Source organism: Xanthomonas sp. JAI131, from assembly GCF_013410075.1.
Classification (GTDB): Bacteria; Pseudomonadota; Gammaproteobacteria; order Xanthomonadales; family Xanthomonadaceae; genus Xanthomonas_A; species Xanthomonas_A bonasiae.
In genome coordinates, this window is sequence record NZ_JACCCN010000001.1 from 1,024,294 (window position 1) to 1,048,664 (window position 24,371).

Genomic DNA, 24,371 nt, shown 5'->3' on the forward strand with positions numbered 1-24,371 from the left:
GGCGCGCTTTGCAACGACTCGTTCGCACGTCATGGACTCTCCAGGGACAGCAGCGCCAAACCAGCGGAGGGCGCGGGAACTACGCGACGGGTCGGACGGGACGACTGTTCGTGGCGCCGGTTGGCGGCGGGCTGCCGCGCGCCAGCGGCGGCGCCGCGCGCCGCGCCTGTGCGTGGCCCAACCAAAGGCCCAGCGCCAGCCACGCCAGCGCCAGCGGCACGACCACGCCGGCCAGGCCCCCCATCGCCAGCCCGAGCCGACCCAGCGCGCCCTCGGCCTGGGCTCCAACCACATCGCCTGCGCGGTGGATGAAGGTGTCGACGAGCGCCTTGGCCTTGTACTTGCCTTCGCGGTCGACCACGGTGAACAGCGTCTCGCGCGCCGGTTGGGTGATGCCACGTTGCACTGCGTGGGTCGCGGCCTCCAGCAGCACCAATGCCGCGAACGAACCGTAGATCGCCAATCCAATGAAACCGGCTGCGGTGGCCACAGGCAGGATCGCCAGCGTGACGCCCAGGCCGAAGCGCTTGATGATCCGTCCGGCCAGGGTGAGCTGCAGCGCCAGCGCGGCGACGTGCGCCCACATGTCCATCTTGCCCAGGATCGCCGCGCGCGCGTCGATGCCGTCGACCATCGCCGCGACCATCTGCAGGCGGGTGAAGTACCCGAAGGTCACCATCACCGCCATCAGCATCACGTAGCCGGCGATGCAGGCCAGATAGGGCGAGCGGAGCACCAGGCCGATGCCGGCCCAGGCGCTGCCGCCGATGCGTGCGGCGTCGTCCGCGCGCAGCGACGCGGCCAGGCCGGTGTCGGCCGCGCGGTCGGGCACGATGCGCAGCAGCAGCCAGGCGGTCAGCATGCCCAGCAGCAGGAAGCCGCTGGCGACCAGCAACAGGCTGGACGTGCCCAGCGGCTCGGCCAGCCGCGAGGCGAGCCATGGGCCGAAGATCGCGCCGAGCGTGCCGCCGATCGAGATCAGGGCGAAGAGGCGCCTGCCCTGGTCGCTGGTGAAGCGTTCGGTCAGCAGCGCCCAGAACACCATGGTGACGAACAGGTTGAACACGTTGAACCAGACGTAGAACACCTGGCCGGCGCCATGGCGTACCGCAGCGGGCGCGAACGTCATCAGGCCCCAGAAGCCCACCAGGGCCAGTGCGAGCAAGCCGTAGGTCGCGCCGATGAACTGCAGCCGGCGCAGGCGGCTGACCAGCCAGCCGAACAGCGGGTTCGCCGCCAGCGTCAATACCGCGGTGACGGCGATCAGCCGGCGCACGCCTTCGATCTCATGCTCCATGCCCAGGGCGTCGCGCGCGGGCCGCAACACCATCAGGGCGGTCAGCACGAAGAAGAAGAACAGCGACGCGATCACGACCGTCGCGAACTCGTCGCGACGGAGGTTGAACACTGCCTCCCACAGAGGCGGGCGCTGGGCGGAGATGTCGGTCCGGCTCATGGTGGTTCCCGGGCGCGCCGGCGTCTGGGACGCGAGCGCTCGATCGGTGCAGTCAGGCACACGGCGGCCATGCCGGATGCTCACAGGAAGGGGGGCGCGAAACGGCGGGCGGGGCCTGCGCACAGAGATCGCAGAACGCCTGGGCAGCGCCTGCGACCTTCTCCTGTGCGGGCGTCGGGATGCCTCGCGCCGGACGGTGGCCGACGGGATCACCGGGCGCGCGTGGGAAAGCGCGTGCCGGTGAGTTCTTCGCTGATCGTCCACAGGTAGGCCGCCACCGTCGCATCGCTGGCTGCGGCGGGAACGGCGGCCAGGCCGAGCGGGCCGGCCAGTTCGTTCGGGCCGGTCGGGCCGTAGTAGGCTCCGCCTTGCGCTTCGGCCGCGGTGGCGGCGTACAGGGTGGGTACCGCGCCCTGGGCGGCGGTCTGGAAGTGCTCGCGGTTGCTGGACCACTGGCGGCCCTGTGCGCTGTCCAGGCCCGGGCCGCGTGCCACCAGTTCGGTCACCGCCACGCCGGGGTGGGCGGCGATGCTGCGGATGCCCCAGCCTTCGGCCTCGCTGTGCCGCTGCAGCTCGAAGGCGAACATCAGGCACGCCAGCTTGGACTGGGCGTAGGCGCCCATCGGGTCATAGGCCTGTTTGAACTGGAGGTCGTCGAAATTGATGCGGCCGCGTTGCGCTGCGATGCTGGATACCGTGACCACGCGGGGGGACTGGGACTTGCGCAGCAGCGGCAACAGCTCGGCGGTCAGCACGAAATGCCCCGCGTAGTTGGTGGCGAACTGCATCTCAAAGCCATCCGCCGACGTGCCGCGCTCCGGCGGCGCCATGATGGCGGCGTTGTTGATCAGGCCGTCGAGCCGGGGCAGGGTGGTGCCCAGACGTCTCGCCAACGCGCGAACCGAGGACAGGTCGGCCAGGTCGACGGCTTCGAACCGCACCTGGGCGTCGGGCGTCCGCTGCTTGATCCGATCGATCGCTTCCTGGCCCCGCTGCGGGTTGCGCGCCGCGATCACCACCTGGGCGCCCGCAGCGGCCAGGGCCTGGGCATCTTCGTATCCCATGCCGCTGGTGCCCCCGGTGATCAGGAAGATGTGGCCTTTCTGCGACGGAATGTCGGCCAGGCCCCAATCGGGCTTCGGCGGGTCCTGCGCAAGCGCGCTGCCTGTCGAGAAAGCGCAGCTCAGCAGCACGCTGAGGGCGGCGAGCCGGTTCCGCCATCCATGGCGGGCGGCACGCCGATCTTGGGTGCTGTGGCTGCCAGTTCCAGCGGCCAGCGCCGGGCGCCGACGTCGAGAGAAAATCGTGCGAACTGTCCAATTGGTCATGATCGTCTTCCTAAAGGTGATGGGGGAGCAGGGGGGCGAGTCGCTTGGTTGCGATAGCGGCATTGCGTATGGCGCTGGATCAGAAGCGCCTGCTCAGTCCGAGCACCACGCGGCCGATTCCGTTGCGTCCAGGTTCCAGCAACGGGCTGTCGCTGAGCTCGCTTGGCAGGAACCGATACTCGACCGATCCGAGCAGTTGCCACTTGGTCGTCCCGATCGGCTGCATCAGGGTCAGCCCGACGCGCGGGACCAGCGCCGATCCCGGCGCGTACGCGGCGACGCCGCGCGCGACTTCCTCGTCGAGGATTCCGAAGTAGTAGTCGGCCAGATGCGACGACATCCAGCTCGCGCCCGCGTTGGTGGTGAGCGTGCTGCGGTCGAACAGCCACGTGTACCGGTAGTCCAGGGAGATCTGGTAGCCGTCGCTGGTATCGGAAATGTCGTGGACGGCCTCGAGCGAGATCGCGCCCCACGTCGAGCCGACGCTGGCGCGAAAGCCGGCATCGATGCCGTCGTCGCGATCGCTCAGCAGGGCGGGATTCACGCCGTTGGCGAGAAGCTCGGTCCGCCCGAGATCGCCGATGTCGAACCCGTCGAGCCGGGCGGACAGCAGCGCATCGAGCGTGAACCCGTCGGACTTGTACACGTGCACGCCGCCGGAGACGCCACGCAGGAATACGCGTTCTCCCTCGTAGCCGACCAGGGGGAACGGGCGTACCCGCGTCCCTTCGCCGGCATACGGGCTGTCGATGGCCGCAGCGCCGGCACCGATGGACCATGCGCCGGAGGCGGGCGGGGGCTGCTGGCCGAGCGCGGTGGCGGGAAGCGCGAGAAGGGCGAGCTTTACGAGGTTGCGTGTTGTCATGTTCATTCCGTGGCTGCCGTGGTGATGGGTGGGTGGGGCTCGTTCGATGCGCGCTAGCGCGCGGAGGAAGCGGCGGTATGCGCTGCAGAAGGGGGAGGGTCTTGGTGCGCGCCTCCGGAAGGCGCAGACGCGGCGTCTGCCGGCGGCGTGCTGCGTCGGGCTTGCGCGCGGCCCAGCCAGATGCCCAGCGCGGCCCATGCCAGCGCCAGTGGGACGACCGCGCCCACCAGTCCGCCCATGGCCAGGCCCAATCGCCCGAGCACGCCTTCGGCCTGCGCGCCGACGACATCGCCGACGCGGTACATGAAGGTGTCGACGAAGGCCTTGGCCTTGTATTTCTCCTCGCGGCTGACCACGGTGAACAGCGCTTCGCGCGCCGGTCGGGTGATGCCACGCTGCACGGCGCGGTTGGCGGCCTCGAGCAGGATCAGCGCCGCGAACGAGCCGTAGATCGCCAGCCCGATGAAGCCGAGCGCGGTCGCGACCGGCAGGATCGCCAGCGTCACACCCAGGCCGAAGCGCTGGATGATCTTCCCGGTGAGGGTGAACTGCAGCACCAGCACCGCGACCTGCGTCCACATGTCGATGTTGCCCATGATCGCCGCGCGCGCGTCCAGGCCGTCCGCCGCAGCCGCGACCATCTGCAGGCGGGTGAAGTAGATGCAGGTCGCCAGTACGGTCATCAGCATGATGTAGCCGGCGATGCCGGTCAGGTAGCGCGACCGGAGCACGGCGCGCACGCCCGCCCAGGCGCTGCCGCCGATAGGTCCGGCCTCGGTTGCCGATCCGACATCGGCGCCAGGTGCCTCGGTGCCCGTCCTGTCGGGCGCAACGCGCACCAGCAACCAGGCCGCGGCCAGGGCCAACAGCAGGAATCCGCACGCGACCAGCAGCAGGCTCGGCGTGCCCAGCGGCTCGGCCAGCCGCGAGGTCAGCCAGGGCCCGAAGATCGCGCCGAGAGTGCCGCCCACCGAGATCAGGGCGAACAATCGCTTGCCCTGGTCGAGGCTGAAACGGTCGGCCAGCAGCGCCCAGAACACCATGGTGACGAACAGGTTGAACACGCTGAACCAGACGTAGAACACCTGCCCGCTGCGCTGCCCGATCGCGCCGGGCGCGAACGACAGCAGCGCCCAGAAGCCCACCAGGCTCAGCACGAAGAACCCGTAGGTGGCGGCGATGAACTGCAGTCGCCGCAGACGGGCGACCAGCCAGCCGAACAACGGGTTCACCGCCAGCGTCACCACCGCGGTGCCGATGAACAGCCAGCGGATGCCTTCGATACCGCGCTCCATGCCCAGCGCGTCGCGGGCCGGGCGCAGCAGCATCAGTGCCGTCAGTACGCAGAAGAAGAACAGGGATGCGACGAGTACCGGTCCGGCCTCCTCGCGGCGGAGATTGAACAGGGCCTGCAACGGGCTCGGGCGATGCGGCGCCGGTGTCGTGGTTCGATTCATGCGTGGGAATCCTGGTTCGGTGCGCGCCGCAGGGGCGTGCGTTGGCAATTCATCCGGCAAGGCGCGACGGAGAGCGCGCACGGCTGAGCTGTTCGCGGAAGGTCCAAAGGCGGATGGCGCGCTGGGCATCGGGTGCGAAGCCGAGTGGGCCACGCAGTGCTCCCGTCCGGCTCGGGCTGGCCCCGCGCGATCGGGCCACCCGCAGCGCACGCGGAAGGCGGCAGCGCGCCAGGCGCGGCGAGAAAGGTGCGCCATCGTGAAAGCGGGCGTGCGATGGGAGCGCGGCTTGCGGTGTCGATGCCGACCGCGGAGAGCGCGCGTCGAGAGGGAATGCCGGTCGCTGTCCAGTGGGCCATGGTCTGTGCCTTGCGGGGGAGGTGAAAGGGATCGGATGCAATGCATCCATGCATCGGCGGGAGCGAGCGCCGCCAACTTCTGCGGGCGCGATTAATTTGCGTTTAAGGCGCCATGCAGGCGCTGTCGCAGCGCGCGGGGGACCTGCCACGGCGGGCGAGGGACCCGGCGGGTTTTGACGGCGGCGTTTAATCCGGTATTAATGCCGGCAGCGGACCATCGCCGATCGCTTTCTCTTCTGCCCGCCGCTATGGATGCACTCCTTCTCGTCGAAGACGACCACATGCTCGGCCGTGCGCTGACTGCCGCGCTTGGCCAGGAAGGCTGGCGCGTGGTCCATTGCGAGGACGCGACATCCGCGCGTGCCGCCTTGGTCGACCATGCCTTCGTCGCGGTGCTGCTCGACCTCGGGCTGCCCGGCGGCTCCGGGTTGGAAGTGCTGGCGACGATGCGCAGCCGCTATGACCCGACGCCGGTGCTGATCATCACCGCGCGCGATCAACTCAGCGACCGGGTCCGCGGGCTGGACGCCGGCGCCGACGACTACATCGTCAAACCGTTCCAGCGCGACGAGATGCTGGCTCGGCTGCGCGCGGTGCTGCGCCGCAGCCGCGGCGCGGTGACGCCAGTGCTGCGCTGGCGCGATGTCGAGGTCGATCCGGCCGCGCGGACGGTGACCCGGGGCGGCAAGCGGGTGAGCCTGAGCGCGAGCGAATACAGCATCCTGGTGGCGCTGCTGCAGTCGCGCGGCCGCGTACTCAGCCGCGATCAGCTGCGAGATCGGCTCTACGGCGGCGACGCAGAGATCGGCAGCAACACGGTCGCGGTGTACGTGCACCAGTTGCGGCGCAAGCTCGGCGACGAGGTGGTGTTGACCGAGCTCGGTTTCGGCTACCGTGCCGGGGGCGAAGACTGATGCGCGCACTGCGTACGCGACTGCTCGTGGCGCTGGCGGCGGTGCTGCTCGCCACCTGGGGCGGCTGGTTTCTGATGCAGTACCTGGAGATGACGGCGCGGCAGGGCGGCGAGGTCGATGGCATGTTGCGCAATGTTGCCGAACAGATCCTGTATTCGTTGCCCGCGGACATCGCGACCGCGGGCCAGCAGCGGCAGTTCGCGCTGGGCGGCGAAACGACGCGGGCCAGCGGCAAGTTCGCCGCGCTGGGGTTCCAGGTCTGGGAGCGGGGCACCGGGCGGCGGCTGATGTCGTCGCGGCCGGCGCCGGCGCATGCGATGGTGCCGGACTTCGCCGACGGTTTCTCGGAGGCGACCATCGCCGGCGCGCCCTGGCGCGTGTTCGCGCTCAGCGACGCCGACGCGCGGGTGCAGGTGCAGGTCGGCCTGCCGCAGGCGGCGCTGCGGGCGGAGCTGCGGCGGTGGTTCGGCACCAGCCTCGGCAGCGCGCTGCTGCTGCTGCTGTGCATCGGCATCGCGATCTGGCTGGTGATCCACTGGTCGTTGCGGCCGGTGGTGCAGATCAGCCAGTCGCTCGCCACGCGCGCGCCGCTGGACCTGACGCCGCTGCCGGAACACGGACTGCCGGACGAGTTCATGCCGCTGGTGCGCTCGTTCAACCAGCTGATGGCGCGGCTGGAGCAGGCGCTGCAGCACGAGCGCCAGTTCCTCGACGAGGCCGCGCACGAACTGCGCACGCCACTGGCGGCGTTGCTGACCCAGGCGCAGGTGCTGCAGCACGCCGGCGACCGCGACGAAGCGCGCGAGGCGCTCGACCATCTGGTCGCCGGGATCGAGCGCACCTCGCGGCTGGCGCAGCAACTGCTCGATGCCGCGCGGGTGGAGGGCGGTGGCGGCAGCGTGCGCGCGGCGGACGTCGATCTGGCGCTGGTCGCAGGAATGGTCGCCGACGAGTTCCAACTGTTCGCGCTGCGTGCTGGCCAGTCGATCGAGGTCGAAGGCGGGCACGCGCCGGTGCATGGCGACATCGACGACCTGGGAATCCTGGTCCGCAACCTGCTCGACAACGCCTTGCGACACGGAGGGCCGGGCACGCGCGTGCGACTGGAAACCCGAGTCGAGGACGAGGAGCGCGCGCCGGTGGCGATCCTGACCGTTGCCGACGATGGCCCGGGTATCGCCGAGGGCGAGCACGAGCGGGTCTTCGAACGGTTCTACCGCGCCGGCACCGGCCATCGCGCACAGGGCATCGGCATGGGTCTGTCGCTGGTCGAGCGCGTTGTCGCCTCGCATGGCGGGCGGCTGCGCTGTGGTGCGGGGCTCGACGGCCGCGGCTTTGGCGTCGAGATCCGGTTGCCTGCTCTCGCTGCAAGAGGTTCCCACGCCGACCGTGGCCGGTAGCGCGTACGAGGGCAGCACGCGAGAACGCGGGCCCGGCCAGCGGCATCGCAACCGTCGCAGGATCGTGCCAAGTGGCTTGCCGAGGGCTTCCCGGTGGCCACGCTCTGGTAAGCTGAGCGCATAATCGGTAGGCGCCATTCACGATGTCGGAACTCCTTTCCCGCTCGGGCATTGTGCCCACAGAAGGCTTGCGGGAACGCAAGCGCCGCCAAACGCAGCAGCGCATCGCCGAGATCGGCCAGCGCCTGTTCCTCAGCAAGGGCTACGACAGCACGACACTGGACGCGATCGCAGCGGAGGCCGGCATCTCGCGCCGCACCTTCTTCTCGTACTTCAAGTCCAAGGACGACATCATATTCTTCTGGCTGGACGCTGACAGCGTCAGCCTGATCGCCAGCCTGCTGAAGACGTCGCCCGACGTGCCTCCGCTCGACGCGGTCCGCGACGTGATGGTCAAGCACATCGCGCGATACACGACCGAGCAGATGATCGCGGTCGACAAGCTCATGCTGTCGAGCGAATCGCTGCTTGCGCGCAAGCAGGCACATTACGCGGAACAGGAACAGGCGCTGTTCAACGCACTGTGCGAGGTCTGGCGACAGCCCGAACGCCGCGCGGCGCTTCGGATGGTGGCCATGGTGTCCATCGGCGCGATGAAGATCGCGCTTCAGGCGTGGCGGGAACAGAGCGGCCAGCGAAGGTCGGCCGCCAAGTTCTTGCGCGACGCCTTTGATACCCTGAAGTCCGTACTTTGACGGCGCACTGGGATCGGATCCGCTGCCTCTGGCCCCGTGATCGGTGCGTACCTCAAACCGGTTAGCCGTGAGGTGGGCGCCCCCGATTGGGCTCGCTGCGGTGGCGATCGTCATGTCAGCTTCTGGCCGAAAGCCGACGTCGCTCAGTCGGCCCATTGAACGCGAGGTCATTCCCCAGGGGAGAAGCTAGCGTCGATACATGCGGCGCCAGGCGCCGGGGCCTATGCCGACGTTTCGCTGGAAGACCCGGGTGAAATGGCTTTGATCGGCGAAACCGCAGTGGAACGCGATGTCAGCAAGCACCGAGTTGCGAGCGACGAGCAGGCTCTTTGCCTTCTCTATTCGCGCCTGCCGCAGCCAAGCATGGGCGGACATGCCCGTGGACACGCGAAAGGCCCGCGTGAATTGTCGGACCGACAATTCACAGATCGTTGCCAGGTCGCTCAACGCGATGTTGCCGCTGAGATTTGCGGCAAGATATTCCTTCGCCGCCCGTTCCTGCCAGGGGGCCAGGCGCCCAAACGCCGATCGTGGCAGCGACCGGACTCCGCCATAGGCGTGCACGACATGTGTGGCAAGCGCCATTGCCACGTGGTCGACGAACAGGCCGTTGCGCTCTTCGGCCGGTGCTGCCAGCGTGGGCTGAACAGCCCTCAAGAGGTTGCCCGAAACCTGATCCGCGAGCACTTTCGCGGGCTCGTGCCTGAGCTCATCGATTCGGCCGCACCCCATGTCGTCGGTTAGGGAGTCGAGCGATTTTCGAGGCAGGTAGAAATCGATCGCATGAAACGATTCGGCAGACCGCGCCGACCTCGGCGCGCGCAGGTCGTAGACCAGATTGGCGCGAAGGTCGTAGATCGCGACACTGCCGGTCACGAAGCCACGGTGGCGGTGCGCCCGCTCATCCACAAATAAGTCGAAATCCGGGCAGTCCTTGAGCTGGACCGCGATCATGAACGCGTCGTTGCAAACGGATTCACTGATCCCTACGTCCGCCCGGCTGCCGACCAGCTCTACAAATCCCATGCCCGACTTGCAGGTGGCACCTGCAGGGAGCACGGCGGCATCGCGCAAATGGAGAGAGTCGGGAACGACCCGGAGGCCGGAAGGCTTTCTCTCTAGGTGTGCAGTATCGAGGCTCATGAGGTTCCTCGGAGGGCCAGCAGAGCACGGCGGCGGCGCGAGTATGCGCCGCCGCCGTGATCGCGTCATCCCGGCCTACTTGGAAACCTCCTCGGCCGCACGGCGAATCAGCGCGGCGACTTCCCTGGGCTTGGAGACGTACACGGAGTGGCTTCCGGGGACCTCCGCAACCGTCGCGCCCACGCGCTCTGCCATCGAGCGCTGGGCAGGGACCGGGATCATGTGATCTTCCGTGGCCACGAGGTAGTAGCTGGGCTTGCTTTTCCATGCGGGCGTGCCGATCGCGCCTGTCAGGGCGTTCACGCCCCAGGGCAGCTGGGAGTCGGCCATGAACTGTGCCAGCGCGGGGTCCAGATCAGCGGCGAACGCGCCAGCGAACTTCGACCGGTCCAGCAGGAGCAATCCCTCGTTTGGGGGCAGGATCGGCGGCACCGGAGCGCCAGGGGGAGGATTGGCGATCAGCGAGGACACCGACTCGCCCGCATCGGGCGCGAATGCAGCGACATAGACCAGGCCCGCGACCTTGGGGTCGTTACCTGCCTCGGTAATGACAACGCCACCGTAAGAGTGGCCAACCAAGACCACGCGTCCGTCGATTGCCGAGATGGCCCGGCGGGTAGCCGCCACATCGTCCGCCAGGGACGTTGTCGGGTTCTGGACCACGCTGACGTGGTAGCCGTCCCTGGTCAGCTCCTCGTAGACACCCCGCCAGCCCGATGCGTCCACGAATCCGCCGTGGACGAGAACGATGGAAATCAATGCGTCTTTCAGTTCCACAGCAGCCTCCGAAGTGAGTTTTTGACGAGGCGCCATGCTGGCGCAGGCATGGAGAGCCGGTCGCGAATAATCGAGACAACGGTTGAACGAACGGGCCACGTCCTTGTACCGGCGTGCGCGGGGACCAGGGGAGAATGGACACCCGGAGGTATCCATTCTTTGTGCTGAGCCACTTCGAACCTTGCGCTGCCTGTTTGATCAGATCCACGACGGTCTGAGGTCGGGAGGCATAGAGCGCTTGGCTGCCTGCAGCTTCGGCGATCTTCGCCCCGGCACGCCGTCCATCTGGCGCTGCGCCGGCAGCGGGATCATCCAGCGACAGAATCCGATGGGGCGCCAGGAGCGCATGGACCTCCCAGGACAACTGGGCAGTGGGCAGCAGCGCCAGCCAATGGTGCTATCAAGGGCAGGGAGGTTCGCATCCGACGGGCGGCGGCGCTGGGCACGAACGGTTCGCTGTTTTCCGTCGCGCTCCAATCAGTTGGAGTTGGTATGGCTTGAGACACCCACGGCGCAACCATATTTAACATAATATACATTATGCGAAATGCACTACGGGTCCGGGTGCGCTGGATCTGGCTATGGATCAAGTCTTGCTTGCCCAGGCGCTCCCCTCGCGAAACGGAACTCGCAGCATGAGCGACAGCTACAACATGGACCGGCGGCCGCCTTGCTGTGCTGCCGACCAGCCCTGCCCGAATCCGTGCGCCCAGGCCCACGCGCGGCACGTCATCGACAACCACGTGGATCTGCACGGCCCCTGGGCTGGCTGGTGTCTCGCCGGACGGGACCTGGTCGCGCCGTCCGGCGAACACATCCCCGAACGCCGGCTGCGCGGCCTGCTATGGCGCGCAGATGCCACGGACTTACGTGACGCGGCACGAAATCGGAACCTCGCCAGGAAGGCGCGTCAGCAGTCGATGGTGAAAGTCGTTGTCGTGGATCTGGCAAGCTGGCGAGGACGTCACTTCGGATCGATCGCAGGATAGAGCGTCTATGCAGGGGCGTGCCCCTGCACCCGGTCTACTTGCAGGCGTCGTGCACCTGGCCATCCATGCGACTGGACAGCTCAAAAGAGCGTTTCAGCCCGGCCGCTTTGTAGACAGCGTCGCGCTGGCGCTTGGCGGCCTCGCAGGCACTGCCCGATTGCGAACCCGAAACACTCGCACCATAAGCGCGACTGCTGGAATGCTGCGCCGCATAGCGCTGGTCTAGCTCTTGCTGCATGCGGTAGCGGCGCCACAATTCGGCGTTGGAAGGCTCGGGAACGGGTGCGGCATCCCAGGACTTCACCGCGGAGCCAGAGACGCACGGCGCCGACTGATAGGTGACAGCCTTGCCGCTGACGCACTTATAGACCTGTTGCGCGTGCGCGGGCGCAGCGACCGCAACCAAAACTACAAGAAATACCCGAACGGCCATGATCCCTCCCCTTATGGGCGGATCATATCGAAGAGGCATCGAGAGGACTTAGACAAACCGTAGTATTTTCGTGAAGCGTTACGATCATGCTTTAGACGCCTGGACGCGAGCGCGCAGATCCGCCAACAGGTCAAGCGCGTAATCCGCATCACCTTTCGCCATGGCATCGCGCAACGCATCGATCATCGCGGCGTCGGAAACTTCCTTGCGGTAGGCAGCATCCCTCGCATCCTTGCGGCGCCAGCGATATTCGCGCGCACGCTGCGCAGGGGTCATAGCAACATCGCCGACAGGAGGTCGGCCGCGCCGACGTGGCAGCGGCATCTCCATGGTGCCCGAGTCTTTTTCGTCACGCATCACGCAACTCCATACTGCCTGTCGATAGTGATATATTATAGTGACGCGTCACGAATGCCTAATGTCGTTCGTTATAAGTGACGCGTCACGAAATTAAATTTCCAGCGTGGTCGCCGGCGTGTACGTGGCGGTCTCGTAGGGCTTGTTCTCAGTGAACGTGCCGAGCGCCCTGGTTGCCTTGCGCACGACGACGCCACCGGAACGGGTTGGCTCGCCACCGGTGGCGCCGCTCTGCGAGCTTGCGCTCGCACCCGCGCCACCACCGTCGACGAGCCCGGCCTCACGTGTGTTGTACGTCCTGGCATCAGGCTCGGGCGCGGCGCGCGGCCACCCCGTGGCGACATAGGTAACCTCCCCTGCCTGATACAAGGGAATTCTGGGGGCGGACCACTTAATGATCAGCAGGCTGCCGATTAGGCTGGCTGTGAGTACCAGTGCCCAATCTGGCGTGCCATGTGAAATAGATCGTCCAGCAACAAAGGCAATGAACATGGCAAGCAGTGCTGTGCCGATGGCGATCCGTTTTGGAAAAAATGGCGCAGCATCCATGGCGTTCTCCTTTGTTCAGCTAGAAGGGCGGCATCGAACTGGTCATCTCATCATGGTTGCCTCCGCGACATGAGGGCGGCATTGCGGACAAGGTTGGTGTGCAGCCCGGCATACCTGCGTGAGGTTCAGTCGCCTGTTCCGGGCGCCTCGGGCGGAATTGCGGCAAGGTAGTGCAATTGAGGACTTTGAAGCACCCCGGTAATTCTGAGACTCCATTTTCTTGAGAAGATGGAGCGATGAGCAGGGCGAGCAAGCCCCCTCCCCTCGCCAGAAATTCGGGAGCGTTCGGTGAAAATGGCCCTGGAGCTCCTTAATAGAGGAGTTGTCTTATGTATCAATTCAATGCCTTGAATCGAACTCATCTATAAGAAGGAAGTTAGTGGTAGGGATTGCTTGCCGGCCACAGCAGTAAATATTCAAAGTGTCTTGATCTACCACAACGGATCCCGCGCCATACCGAAATCCCATTATAAAATCAACTGTAGATTTTACAGTTATGCTGCGCGTTCTAATGAATTTAACTTCCTTATCCAGCAAATCAATCCTGTACAAGTCAAAGTAATCAGACTGCCAGTCCTTTTCATTGCCAGCAAAGACCAAAGCGAAAAGCTCACCATCTTGCTGTGTCACAAGGTTGATACTGTCCGCACCAGTAGATTCTCCCTTGCGAAACGAGCCGTTGAAATCTCTGATAAACTCAAGTTCCGGATCATCCAGATACAAGCCGTTGGAGCGATACACAGTCATTCCCTCGTTTGACCTGACTATAATCACGTACTCTCGGCCGTTCCGTGTTTTCACATCCGATATGCCAATGCAGTTCGCGCCCGTCTTGCCCTCCGTTTTTATCTTGGCAGGCATGAGGATGGGGGAGCTAGTATCCGTCAGCGTTCCTAGCCAGTAAAAAAGCACATAGGATTCGTCACCCTTCTCGATTTCGATCGCGAGATAATCACCGATAATCTGGCAGCCTCCGGGGTGATGATAGTCGCCATGAGGTGCTTCTAGTTTGTGAACTTGCTTCTTGGTTGTCCTGTTGAAAATATAAATCAATGAGTTTCCCCTTATTACATCATGGGTCATGATATAGTAATTTTTATACTGCGCCATCCCTTGAATATGGGTGAGGGTCTCGCTAATTGGCGGCCTGTAGCCTGTGTATGTAAAGCGATTATAATTGTCTGGGACATTTATGTAAGCCTTCAGCACCTCTGCCAGATGGATGCTGCTCCATCGCCCAGAATCGTCCTCTAACGCAAGGGAGCGTCCTCGGTGCCATTTTTCATCTTCCCCCTGATAAAGCACGACGCTAGGCTTGCCATGTCGGTCAATACCTATTACTTGCAGCTTTCCGTCGCCCCGCTCAGTCCAGATGTTTTGTAGTTCAAGACCACTTGTAAGTCTACTTGGACTGTTGGAGGGCGACCAATGATCTTCATCATCCGATGAGCTGACACAGTATACGTCTCCATCCCTGAGCCCTATAAGTTGGAGGCGCCCTTTTTCACCTTTTCCAATTACATAGTTATCAAGTCCCTCAGATAATGTTAGAGATCCATTGGCAGGAAAGCTCCAATGCTTGCCGCGTGCTTTTACACCTATGATCGTAGGGATATTGTTCGACAAAATACCTATCAAGAATAAAGTTGAGTGGCCATCCGCCATAAGTACGTCTTTGAACTCGCCGTAGACCTCAACCACGCCAGCGTCAGGTGCCCATGTACCTGCTGAACTCTGCCAAGCAGCAATTTTAACTCGCCCATCTTCTAGGACCCCTGCGACTCGCACTAACCCTTCCGCATCTCGAGCCGCAGTGAAACTGGTATAACGCTGAGCGCCATCCAAACTATGATCTTTATATTTCCACTTTCCGTCTAAGTCTTGCCAGGCGGCAAGGCATATCGTCCTGTCCTTTTGCCTAATGGCGAGCATTTGTAGCCGATTAGCGTTTCCCGGAACCAAGAGCGGAGGATCGTATCGATCGACTGTGACCACTATGGAATCAAAATTTTGCTGCCATAAATCATTACTCTCTTGGCGTGCAGCAACCCAGAGGCGCAAGTCATGGGTATAGCGCACTACTACCTCAACCGTACCATGGCCGCCTTTCGCCGCCGTGATGCTGTCGATCGGATGATCTTGTTTTCCAGGGACTGGATAGCTGGGAATCATCCATTCGCCTCGTGCGTTTGATTGCCAAGCGACGTTTTGTAACTGAGGAGGGTCCGTTTGTTCGGTTCCAATACCAATACCAAGAACGTTCAAATTGCCCTTCGGGCTGGTTACAAGCGCAAGAGTGCTGAATCTTTGCTGCACACGAAGCATGGATCTACCTCCATGTCTGAGGACATTCCCAGTTAAGCTATTTGGGTGTGAAATTACGACGTTGGTTATGAAAGCTCTCTGGTCACGTCCAACCACATGGACCATAACGCGACCTACATCCGCCGGTCGCACTACATGACCAACATCGCCGTCCAGGTCTCTGGCTTCAATCAGGGCATCTGGGTGGAGGCGGAGAACATGGTCGAATGCTGCCGCGACATCAAGCCACTAAAGGTCTACGGTGGCGTTGTCTTCGGAGATACGTCTAATGACTACTTCCTCTCCAGCCACGGCACCCGGACACCTGAGCTGATCGCACGTCAGCACTACACAGCTTCGCCCCAACCCCCAGTCCAACCGGGGCTTCCCAGACTTGGGCTGGCACATCCCGGCAGTCGCCGATTCAGTAGCGACGAGTCCAAGCGTCCCGCCATTGCTCCTTATCCGGACTGCAAGCTCGCGGCTTCGTTGTTGATCAAGAGCAGTGGCTGGCCCGCTGCGGAGCCGATCGGCAGACGGGACTCGGCGCCTGGGGTCACGACGATGACCGTAATGACCTCGTCCCGCAGATAGTTGATTTGAACGAATTTCAGCCCCGATTTTTCGAAGGTGTCGACCTTGAACAGCGGGGATAGGCTAACGCTCTTCTTGCCCGGGGGGACGCGCTCTCCCATGCCGTCGATGACGTCGCCTGGGTTCGTCACTTGGTCCGCTGCCTCGGCGACTGGAGAGAGGCCAGTCGCCAGCACGACCACTCCGAGCAATGCTCTGGAGATGGTTTTCATCGTTCGGTCCTTGACGAGGAACGCGTTGCAGAAACCCTACTGCTGGCCAGATAGGCCCGCAAGCGACAACTCGATGACTGTTAAAAACGTCTACGAGGATAGACATGCATCTTGCCGCTGCCAATTCCATACCTGCCCACCTGCCTCGTCAAGGAGCCGCGGGGCAAAAAGCAAAGGCCTCGCATGCGAGGCCTTTGGTCTTCCTTACGCCTTCTTCTCCACTCCATCCTTTCCCTTCGCACTCAACTTCACTCCCACATTCAACTCCACCTCCGCACACAACCCACCCCCTACACGATTGCTCAATCGCAAACGCCCGCCCAGCGACCGGCTCAGCTGCTCGGCGATTGCCAGGCCTAGGCCGGTGCCGCCGCTCGCGCGCCCACGCGAAGGTTCCAGGCGATGAAACGGCTGCAGCACCGCAGCCATCGATGCTTCGGGGATGCCGGGTCCCAGGTCCAGCACGGCAATGCTCGTCCTTCCCTCCGCGTCCACCGTCAGGCCGACCTGGGCGCTGCCGGCATAGGCCAGTGCGTTGTCGATCAGGTTCTGCACGATGCGGCGCAGTACCTGCGGATGGGTCTGCAGCGTGGCGCGGTCGCCCGGCAGGCGTTCGACCGGCTTGCCGATGTCTTCGTAGTCGCCCACCACGCTGTCGAGGAATGCCGGCAGATCGAGCTGTACCGGTGCGCCCATGGCGAGGTTGGCGCTGCGTGCGTAGTCGATCCCTTCGCGCACCAGTTGTCCGAGCTGGGTGACGTCGTCCAGCAGACGTGCATGCGCAGGGGTTTCGTCGAGCGACTCGATGCGCAGACGCAGGCGCGTGATCGGCGTCTGCAGGTCGTGGGAGATCGCCGCCAGGATCTGCATGCGCTCGCCGACGTGCGCGGCGACGCGCGATTGCAATGCGTTGAGGGCGCGCGCCGCGGTTGCGACTTCGCGCGGCCCCTGTTCGGCGATCGCGGCGCCCTGCCCGGCCACGTCCAGCCGGTCGGCGGCCTCGGCCAGCCGGACCAATGGCCGCGTGGCCAGGCGTACCGCCAGCCAGACGCAGGCCAGCAGTACTACGACCTGCGCAGCGAGGACCCAAGGCAACCATTGCGCGATCGGCAGCAGCGAGGGCGTCACTTCGATGGTCAGGGGCCGGCCATCGGACAAGGTCAGCTCGACTTCGTAGCGCTCGGGCACGGCGGACACCGCGCGCGGCCGCAATGCGTAACGGTGCGCCAGCGCGTCGTCGACGAGCGCCACGACCCGCCGCGCGCGGTCGCTGGCGAGCGCGGCGCCGGGCCGCGCCGGGCGCAACAGGTAGCGGTAGGTCCGCCGCTCCAGCCGCGGCAGCCACTGGATACGCTCGTCGGGCGTGAGGCGTTCCAGCAGCGCGACGCTGAGCGGGACGTCGTCCTCCATATTGCTCAACATCATCGAGCGCGTGGCCATGGCGCGCTCGTAGAACAGCAACGCGAACGACAGGCCATGCGCCAGCAGCATGCCTGCGGCGAGGATCAGCAGCAGGCGCGCGCCCAGCGTGCGCGGCCATCGCCAGCGCGCCGTCGGCTTCATGCGTCCTCGCCGACCAGCACGACCGGTTGGCTGAACACGTAGCCTTCGCTGCGCACGGTCTTGATGAAGGTCTGTTCGCGCGCGTCGTCGCCCAGGCGTTGGCGCAGGCGGCTGACCAGCAGGTCGATGGAGCGGTCGAACAGTTCCGCGTCGCGGCCGCGGGTCAGGTTCAGCAACTGGTCGCGGCTGAGCACTCGCTGTGGGTGATCGATGAACACGCGCAGCAGCCGGAACTCGCCGCCGCTGAGCGGATACGCGGTGCCGGCTTCGTCCAGCAGGTGCCGCGCGGTGGTGTCCAGCCGCCATTGCCCGAAGCGGATCAGGCGCGCGGCCTCGCTGACCTGCAGGTTGGGCGGCAGCATGCGCGCGCGGCGCAGCACCGCGGTGATGCGCGCCAGCAGTTCCCGCGACGAAAACGGCTTGACCACATAGTCGTCGGCGCCCATTTCCAGGCCGACGATGCGGTCGGTCTCGTCGTCGCGTGCGGTCAGCATCACCACCGGCACGGCGCGATGCTTGCCGGCGCGCAGGTTCCGGCACAACGACAGACCGTCCTCGCCCGGCATCATCACGTCCAGCACGATCAGGTCGACATCGCTGGTCTCCAGCGTGGCGCGCATGTCGCGTCCGTCTGCGGCCTGGGTCACGCGCAGGCCATTGCGGCGCAGGTAATCGCCGAGCAACTGGCGGATGTCGCCGTCGTCGTCGACGACCAGGATGTGGTCGGTATGGGTCGTCATCCGCGGCTCCGTGTCGTTCGCTCTTGCGGCCCGCACGGGCCCTGCTGGCCATGGTATCGCCGCTTGGCCGGCCCGACGGCACCGCGCCCAGGCGCCGGACGCGGACTTTTGTATGCCTGTGTATCAACGGCCGCGATTGCGCGAAAACCCGACAAATCCCCGGGGCCGGCGACACCTGCCGGATACCGCGCGGGCATCCAATGGCCTCCGACGCCAGCGGCTCTTCCGCCGGCAAGCCCACAGGACACCCGCATGAGCGCCATCGCACAGCCCTCCTCCACCACCGCACTGGTCTTCGGCGGTTCGCGCGGCATCGGCGCGGCCATCGCCCTGCGCCTAGGGCGCGAAGGACATGCGGTCGCACTGACCTATGTCTCCCAGCCGGACAAGGCCGCCGAGGTGGTGGCCGCGATCCAGGCCGAAGGCGGCCAGGCGCTCGCCATTCAGGCCGACAGCGCCGACGCGGCCGCGATCGCGGCCGCGGTGGCGCAGGCCGTGGCGCGGTTCGGCCCGCTGCAGGTCGCGGTGGTCAACGCCGGCATCTACGACGGCAGCCCGCTGGCCGAATTCCGCACCGATGTCTTGGACCGGATGCTCGCGGTGAACGTGCGCGGGGTGTTCCTGGCCGTGCAGGCGGCCACGGCCGCCATGCGCGACGGCGGCCGCCTGATCACCATCGGCAGCAACACCGCGGTGCGCAGCGGTTCGGTCGGCAGCAGCGTCTACGCGATGACCAAGTCCGCGGTGGCCACCCTGGTGCGCGAGCTCGCGCTGGACCTGGCGCCACGACGCATCACCATCAACAACATCCAGCCCGGTCCGATCGCGACCGACATCACCGCCGGCCTGCTCGACCAACTGGTGCAGCGCAATCCGCTGGGCCGCGTCGGCCAGCCCGGGGAAGTCGCCGGGTTGGCGGCGTGGCTGGCCGGCAGCGAGGCCGGCTACATGACCGGCGCCAGCCTGACCATCGATGGCGGCTGGGCGATCTGAGTCGAACGTCCCGCGCCCCCTCCCCTGCGTCTCCCCTCTTCCTTGCGCCACGAGGTATCCGCCATGTCCATCGCCCCGCCCAACGATGCCGCCAGCCCGTCCCGTCGTCGCCTGCTTGGTGCGGCCACCGCTGCCGCTGCCGGCAGTGCACTGCTTGGCCTGCTGCCGACGCAGGCTGCGCGCGCGGCGGCGCCGCCGCGGGTCGACGGTGCAATCCGTCCCTTCAAGGTCCATGTACCGGAAAGCGAACTGACCGATCTGCGTCGCCGCCTGCAGGCCACGCGCTGGCCGGACCGCGAGCTGGTGGCCGACGACAGCCAGGGCCTGCAACTGGCGAAACTGCAGGCGTTGGTCGGCTGGTGGGCGACCGGCTACGACTGGCGCCGGCTGGAGGCCAGGCTCAATGCATTGCCGCAGTTCACGACCACCATCGACGGCGTGGTGATCCATTTCATCCATGTCCGCTCGGCGCATGCGAACGCGCTGCCGGTGATCCTGACGCATGGCTGGCCGGGCTCGGTGCTGGAGTTCGTCGACACGATCGGGCCGTTGACCGATCCGACCGCATTCGGTGGCCGCGCCGAGGATGCGTTCGATGTGGTGATCCCGTCCATTCCCGGCTACGGTTTCTCAGGCATACCGACGGAGCTGGGCTGGAACCCGGAGCGGGTCGGCCACGCCTGGGACGTGCTGATGAAACGGCTCGGCTACCGGCACTATGTGTCGCAGGGCGGCGACCATGGCTCGGTCATCTCCGACGCGATGGGGCGGCAGGCGCCTGCCGGCCTGCTCGGCATCCATCTGACCATGCCCGCCACCGTGCCCAGCGAACTGGTCGCCGGCATCAACGACGGCGCGCCCGCCCCGGCCGGGTTGGCGGAAAACGAACGCATCGCCTACGACACGCTCAGCCGCTTCTTCGGCCGCAATGCCGCCTACGGCGCGATGATGGTCACCCGCCCGCAGACGATCGGCTATGCGCTGAACGATTCGCCGGTCGGCCTGGCCGCGTGGATGTACGACAAGATCGTGCAATGGACCGACAGCGACGGCGAACCCGAGCGCGTGCTCGGCCGCGACGCCATCCTCGATGACGTCAGCCTGTACTGGTTGACTGGCACCGCTACCGCGTCCGGGCGGTTCTACTGGGAAAACAACAACAACAACTTCAGCGCTGCCGCGCAGAGGACCACGCAGATCAGCGTGCCTGTCGCGGTCTCGGTGTTCCGGGGCGAGATCTACCGCGCACCCAGGACCTGGACCGAACGCGCCTATCCGACGCTGTACTACTTCAGCGAAGTGGACAAGGGCGGCCACTTCGCCGCCTGGGAACAGCCGCAGCGATTCAGCGCCGAATTGCGCGCCGCCTTCCGCCCGCTCCGCGCCAGACGCTGAGTCACTGACCACCGCCTTTCGAGGAAAAACCATGCTGCCATCTTTAGCTGTTGCCGCCTCGCGCTCGCCGCGCATCCAGATGTCCCGCCTGATGCCGCTGTTGGCTGCCCAGCTGCTGGCGACGGGCATGGCCGCGGCCGCTCCGGCACCGCCTGCCGCACCGACGGCAGCGCAGACAGTCTCGGCCTCGCCGTCGCCCCGCGCGTTGCTGGCGGACAAGCGCGTGGTCGCCGGCGACCTGGAAATCGGCTACGCCGAACTGGGGCCGGCCAAGGGCGAGGTGGTCGTACTGCTGCACGGCTGGCCCTACGACATCAACGCCTATGCCGCGGTGGCGCCGCTGCTGGCGGCCAAGGGTTATCGCGTGATCGTGCCGCATCTGCGCGGCTACGGCAGCACCCGGTTCCTGTCGGCGGACACGCCACGCAACGGCGAACCCGCCGCGCTGGCTGCCGACGTGGTCGCCTTGATGGATGCATTGCACATCGAACGCGCCAACCTCGCTGGTTTCGATTGGGGCGCGCGGACGGCCGATATCGTCGCCGTGCTGTGGCCGCAGCGCGTCAAGTCGCTGGTTTCGGTCAGCGGCTATCTGATCAGCAGCCAGGAGGCGGGCAAGACCCCGTTGCCGCCGCAGGCCGAACTGCAATGGTGGTACCAGTACTACTTCGCCACCGAGCGCGGCCGCGCCGGCTACGCGCGCTACACCCACGAGTTCGCGCGCCAGATCTGGCAGCTGGCGTCGCCGCAGTGGACGTTCGACCAGGCCACCTTCGAGCGCAGCGCGGTCGCGCTGGACAACCCGGACCACGTCGCCATCGTCGTGCACAACTACCGCTGGCGGCTCGGTCTGGCCGAGGGCGAGCCGAAGTACGCCGCGCTGGAGCGGCGGCTGGCGAAGGCGCCGACCATCGGCGTGCCGACCATCACCCTGGAGGGCGACGCCAACGGCGCCCCGCATCCGGATCCGGCGGCCTATGCGGGCAAGTTCACCGGCCGCTACGAACACCGCCTGCTGCCCGGCGGCATCGGCCACAACCCGCCGCAAGAGGCGCCGGTGGCGTTCGCGCAGGCGGTGATCGATGCGTCCGCCCTCTGACCGCGGCCACCGGAGCTGACACGATGAAACCTGTTCACTACGCCGCGGCGCTCGCTATCGTCGCGGCAGCGCTCGGCCTGGGCTGGGCATCGCATTGCGGGCAAACGCCCCGCCCGGTGTCGCCGATCTACGGCGTGGCGTTGCCGGAGGGCTACCGCGACTGGCCCCTGGTCGCCCCTGCGGAGGAAGCAGCGCCGCTGGACGAGCTGCGGGTGGTGGTCGGCAACCCGGTGGCGATGCGCGCCTATCGCGACGGGGTGCTGCCGTTCCCCGACGGCTCGGTGCTGGTCAAGCGCGCCTGGAAGCGCCAGGCCTCGCCGGATTTCGCGACGGCGACCATTCCGGGCCACGCCACCACCGTGCAGGTGATGGTCAAGGACGCCAAGCGCTATGCCGCCACCGGCGGCTGGGGTTACGGCCGTTTCGTCGATGGCCAGCCGGTGGACGAGGCGCAGCACCGCACCTGCGCGGCCTGCCACACGTCCCGGGTCAAGCAGCGCGACTACGTGTTCACCCATTACGCACCGTGAATCCCACGGCGCCCAATCGAGAGGCAACCGTCATGAAGGCGATCGACAAGGTTCTGTACACCGGCAAGACACGCACCGTTGGCGGCCGCGACGGCCGCGCCCGCAGCGACGATGGCCAGTTGGACATCGCGCTGTCGCCACCGGGCAGCGGCAAGCCCGGCAGCAACCCCGAACAACTGTTCGCCGCAGGGTGGTCGGCCTGCTTCCACGGTGCGATGGGCAAGGCCGCGCGCACGCTGCAACTGGTGCTGCCGGCGCAGACCGCGATCGATGCGGAAGTCGACCTGGGCATCGCCGGCGAGGAATTCCAATTGCAGGCGCGCCTGCACGTCAGCGTGCCCGGCCTGGACGGGGCCCAGGCGCGGGCGCTGGTGGAAGCGGCGCATCGCATCTGCCCGTACTCGAAGGCCACGCGCGGCAACATCGACGTGCGGATTTCCGTCGCGTAAAGCCATCCCCTCCCCTTCGTCGGCAAGGAATTTTCCGATGCGCATACTTCGTCCCATCGTCACCCTGCTGGCCGCCTGCATCGCGGCCAGTGCCTGCACGCCTGGCGCCGCGGCCGACCCGGTGCGGCCCAGCCCTAGCACGCCGGCGCCGCTGGCGCCCGAGTTCAAGGGTACCGGCCATTGGCTCAACGGCCCGCCGCAGACGCTGCAGCAGCTGCGCGGCAAGGTCGTGCTGGTCGAGTTCTGGACCTATTCGTGCATCAACTGCAGCAACGTCATGCCGCATGTGAAGCAGTGGCACGCCCGCTATGCCGACCAGGGCCTGGTGGTGATCGGCGTGCACACGCCCGAGTTCGACGAGGAAAAAGAACTGCCCAATCTGGAGGCCGCGGTGAAGCGCTTCGGGATCACCTGGCCGGTCGCGCAGGACAACGACTTCCAGACCTGGCACGCGTACGGCAACCAGTTCTGGCCGGCGTTCTATCTGATCGACCAGCAGGGCCGCATCGTCTATCGGCACGTCGGCGAAGGCGATTACGCCGCCACCGAGGCGCAGATCCGCAGGCTGCTGGCGATGCAGACCGCAGGCGGATGACGCCGCCAAGCAGCTGCAACCGGCTCCGTTCGCCAGGCGACGCCAGCTGGGCACATGCAACCGACAGAGCGATTGTTCGACCATGACGCTGTCCTGCAGCAACACGCCACACGTTGCGAGCGGTAACCGTGCACCGTCGACTTCACTCGGCTGCCGCGCTTCAACCTGCTTCCCTCGACACCACCGGAGCATTCCCTCATGCCATCCACCTGGTTGATCACCGGCAGTTCGCGCGGGCTGGGCCGCGCCCTCGCCGACGCCGTCCTGCATGCCGGCCACCGCCTGGTCGCCACCGCCCGCGACCCGGCCCAACTGCAGCACCTCGCCGAACGCTACGGCGATGCGGTGCGCACGGTGCGATTGGACGTCACCGATCCCGCCGCCGCTCGCCATGCCGTACAGACCGCCGTCGACGCCTTCGGCGGACTGGACGTGCTGGTCAACAATGCCGGGTACGGCGACGTCGATTCCGTGGAAGACACCCCGCTCGAAGAGTTCCGCCGCCAGATCGAGACCAACCTGTTCGGGACCATCATCCTGACCAAGGCCGCCATCCCGATCATGCGTGCGCAGCGCAACGGACGGATTCTGCAGCTGTCATCGGTCGGCGGCCGCCTCGGTGCCCCGGGAAGGGCGCCCTACTCCGCTGCCAAGTGGGGCGTGGAAGGGTTCTCCGAGTCTCTGGCGCTGGAGATGGCCCTGATCGGCGTCCATGTCACCCTCCTTGAGCCGGGCGGTTTTCGCACCGACTTCGCCGGCGCATCGAGCTCGCTGCGCGAAGGCCGCGCCGACTACGATGCCGTGGTCGGCGCCACGGCACGCCGACAGCGCGACTACAACGGCCGACAGCCGGGCGACCCGGCGCGGGCAGCGCAGGTCATCCTCGCGGTGGCGGCCATGGATGCACCGCCGCTGCGGCTGGCCTTGGGCAGCGATGCGGTGGCCAGCATCGGCGCCGCCGACACGGCGCGCATGGCCGAACTCGAACGCTGGCGGCCGCTGAGCATCTCCACCGACTTTGCTGCGGCCGCCGCTACGGGGTCGGCGTAGCGCTGTAAGCGGCACCGGCAACGTCGTCGTTCCGTGGCAACCAAGCCTTGCCGCGGCGCTCGCGGAAC

General features: G+C 65.9%; 24 protein-coding genes and 1 pseudogene. 12 read left to right on the forward strand and 13 right to left on the reverse strand.

The features are described from left to right. Positions 1–79 precede the first annotated feature (79 nt). The 4 genes from HDC36_RS04200 to HDC36_RS04215 form a co-directional block, all read right to left on the reverse strand. Positions 80–1,456 (reverse strand): MFS transporter, encoded by a 1,377-nt coding sequence (locus HDC36_RS04200; RefSeq protein ID WP_179564688.1) that lies wholly within the window; start codon positions 1,454–1,456, stop codon positions 80–82. A gap of 209 nt (positions 1,457–1,665) precedes the next feature. Beyond that, positions 1,666–2,784, reverse strand: a complete 1,119-nt coding sequence (locus tag HDC36_RS04205; RefSeq protein ID WP_179564690.1) for an SDR family oxidoreductase — start codon at positions 2,782–2,784, stop codon at positions 1,666–1,668. Positions 2,785–2,863: 79 nt separating this feature from the next. After that, positions 2,864–3,649 (reverse strand): MipA/OmpV family protein, encoded by a 786-nt coding sequence (locus tag HDC36_RS04210; RefSeq protein ID WP_179564692.1) that lies wholly within the window; start codon positions 3,647–3,649, stop codon positions 2,864–2,866. A gap of 53 nt (positions 3,650–3,702) precedes the next feature. After that, on the reverse strand, positions 3,703–5,235 hold the full coding sequence (locus HDC36_RS04215; RefSeq protein WP_218847989.1) for an MFS transporter: 1,533 nt from the start codon (positions 5,233–5,235) through the stop codon (positions 3,703–3,705). Positions 5,236–5,710: 475 nt separating this feature from the next. On the opposite strand from HDC36_RS04215, the gene HDC36_RS04220 reads away from it, so the two are divergent. The 3 genes from HDC36_RS04220 to HDC36_RS04230 all read left to right on the forward strand — a co-directional run bounded on the left by HDC36_RS04220 (position 5,711) and on the right by HDC36_RS04230 (position 8,531). Continuing rightward, a complete protein-coding gene (locus HDC36_RS04220; protein ID WP_179565611.1) occupies positions 5,711–6,376 on the forward strand; it encodes a response regulator transcription factor in 666 nt (221 codons plus the stop codon). After that, positions 6,376–7,776, forward strand: a complete 1,401-nt coding sequence (locus tag HDC36_RS04225) for an ATP-binding protein (RefSeq protein WP_179564694.1) — start codon at positions 6,376–6,378, stop codon at positions 7,774–7,776. The genes HDC36_RS04220 and HDC36_RS04225 overlap by 1 nt, the downstream gene beginning before the upstream one ends. A 143-nt stretch (positions 7,777–7,919) precedes the next feature. After that, the gene (locus HDC36_RS04230; protein WP_179564696.1) at positions 7,920–8,531 is read left to right on the forward strand and encodes a TetR/AcrR family transcriptional regulator; all 612 of its coding nucleotides are present in this window, start codon (positions 7,920–7,922) and stop codon (positions 8,529–8,531) included. A gap of 186 nt (positions 8,532–8,717) precedes the next feature. Here the strand turns inward: HDC36_RS04230 and HDC36_RS04235 are convergent, their stop codons facing one another. Next, positions 8,718–9,674 (reverse strand): AraC family transcriptional regulator, encoded by a 957-nt coding sequence (locus HDC36_RS04235; protein ID WP_179564698.1) that lies wholly within the window; start codon positions 9,672–9,674, stop codon positions 8,718–8,720. A gap of 75 nt (positions 9,675–9,749) precedes the next feature. After that, positions 9,750–10,451: an alpha/beta hydrolase gene (locus tag HDC36_RS04240; RefSeq protein ID WP_343204314.1), complete on the reverse strand. Its 702-nt coding sequence runs from the start codon at positions 10,449–10,451 to the stop codon at positions 9,750–9,752. 635 nt (positions 10,452–11,086) lie between these two features. Between HDC36_RS04240 and HDC36_RS04245 the strand changes: the two genes are divergently transcribed. Then, positions 11,087–11,440, forward strand: a complete 354-nt coding sequence (locus tag HDC36_RS04245; RefSeq protein WP_179564700.1) for a hypothetical protein — start codon at positions 11,087–11,089, stop codon at positions 11,438–11,440. 34 nt (positions 11,441–11,474) lie between these two features. Here HDC36_RS04245 and HDC36_RS04250 read toward each other — a convergent pair whose 3' ends face one another. The 4 genes from HDC36_RS04250 to HDC36_RS04265 all read right to left on the reverse strand — a co-directional run bounded on the left by HDC36_RS04250 (position 11,475) and on the right by HDC36_RS04265 (position 15,104). Then, the gene (locus tag HDC36_RS04250; protein ID WP_179564702.1) at positions 11,475–11,873 is read right to left on the reverse strand and encodes a DUF4124 domain-containing protein; all 399 of its coding nucleotides are present in this window, start codon (positions 11,871–11,873) and stop codon (positions 11,475–11,477) included. 84 nt (positions 11,874–11,957) lie between these two features. Further along, positions 11,958–12,230 (reverse strand): hypothetical protein, encoded by a 273-nt coding sequence (locus tag HDC36_RS04255; RefSeq protein ID WP_179564704.1) that lies wholly within the window; start codon positions 12,228–12,230, stop codon positions 11,958–11,960. Between the two features lie 93 nt (positions 12,231–12,323). Continuing rightward, entirely contained in the window at positions 12,324–12,779 is a 456-nt protein-coding gene (locus HDC36_RS04260; protein WP_179564706.1) for a hypothetical protein, read from the reverse strand. 339 nt (positions 12,780–13,118) lie between these two features. Then, complete coding sequence (locus tag HDC36_RS04265; RefSeq protein WP_179564708.1) at positions 13,119–15,104, reverse strand: hypothetical protein; 1,986 nt, start codon at positions 15,102–15,104, stop codon at positions 13,119–13,121. Positions 15,105–15,158: 54 nt separating this feature from the next. Between HDC36_RS04265 and HDC36_RS04270 the strand changes: the two are divergent. Then, positions 15,159–15,413 (forward strand): annotated as a pseudogene (locus HDC36_RS04270) (DNA/RNA non-specific endonuclease); the annotation flags it as partial. A gap of 131 nt (positions 15,414–15,544) precedes the next feature. On the opposite strand, the gene HDC36_RS04275 reads toward HDC36_RS04270, so the two are convergent. The 3 genes from HDC36_RS04275 to HDC36_RS04285 form a co-directional block, all read right to left on the reverse strand. Beyond that, positions 15,545–15,889, reverse strand: a complete 345-nt coding sequence (locus HDC36_RS04275; RefSeq protein WP_255432583.1) for a hypothetical protein — start codon at positions 15,887–15,889, stop codon at positions 15,545–15,547. Between the two features lie 204 nt (positions 15,890–16,093). Next, the gene (locus HDC36_RS04280) at positions 16,094–17,380 is read right to left on the reverse strand and encodes a HAMP domain-containing sensor histidine kinase (RefSeq protein ID WP_255432584.1); all 1,287 of its coding nucleotides are present in this window, start codon (positions 17,378–17,380) and stop codon (positions 16,094–16,096) included. Positions 17,381–17,448: 68 nt separating this feature from the next. Continuing rightward, a complete protein-coding gene (locus tag HDC36_RS04285; protein ID WP_179564712.1) occupies positions 17,449–18,192 on the reverse strand; it encodes a response regulator in 744 nt (247 codons plus the stop codon). A 252-nt stretch (positions 18,193–18,444) separates the two neighbouring features. Here HDC36_RS04285 and HDC36_RS04290 point away from each other — a divergent pair, with 252 nt between their 5' ends. From HDC36_RS04290 to HDC36_RS04320, 7 genes are all read left to right on the forward strand, one after another. Further along, entirely contained in the window at positions 18,445–19,185 is a 741-nt protein-coding gene (locus tag HDC36_RS04290; protein ID WP_179564714.1) for an SDR family oxidoreductase, read from the forward strand. A 63-nt stretch (positions 19,186–19,248) separates the two neighbouring features. Further along, complete coding sequence (locus HDC36_RS04295) at positions 19,249–20,580, forward strand: epoxide hydrolase (RefSeq protein ID WP_179564716.1); 1,332 nt, start codon at positions 19,249–19,251, stop codon at positions 20,578–20,580. Positions 20,581–20,611: 31 nt separating this feature from the next. Further along, positions 20,612–21,679, forward strand: coding sequence for an alpha/beta hydrolase (locus tag HDC36_RS04300; RefSeq protein ID WP_255432585.1), 1,068 nt, complete (start codon positions 20,612–20,614; stop codon positions 21,677–21,679). A gap of 23 nt (positions 21,680–21,702) precedes the next feature. After that, the gene (locus HDC36_RS04305; protein ID WP_179564718.1) at positions 21,703–22,209 is read left to right on the forward strand and encodes a cytochrome P460 family protein; all 507 of its coding nucleotides are present in this window, start codon (positions 21,703–21,705) and stop codon (positions 22,207–22,209) included. Between the two features lie 32 nt (positions 22,210–22,241). Beyond that, a complete protein-coding gene (locus HDC36_RS04310; RefSeq protein ID WP_179564720.1) occupies positions 22,242–22,658 on the forward strand; it encodes an organic hydroperoxide resistance protein in 417 nt (138 codons plus the stop codon). Between the two features lie 37 nt (positions 22,659–22,695). After that, the gene (locus HDC36_RS04315) at positions 22,696–23,253 is read left to right on the forward strand and encodes a thioredoxin family protein (RefSeq protein ID WP_179564722.1); all 558 of its coding nucleotides are present in this window, start codon (positions 22,696–22,698) and stop codon (positions 23,251–23,253) included. 198 nt (positions 23,254–23,451) lie between these two features. Continuing rightward, positions 23,452–24,303, forward strand: coding sequence for an oxidoreductase (locus tag HDC36_RS04320; RefSeq protein ID WP_179564724.1), 852 nt, complete (start codon positions 23,452–23,454; stop codon positions 24,301–24,303). Positions 24,304–24,371 lie beyond the last annotated feature (68 nt).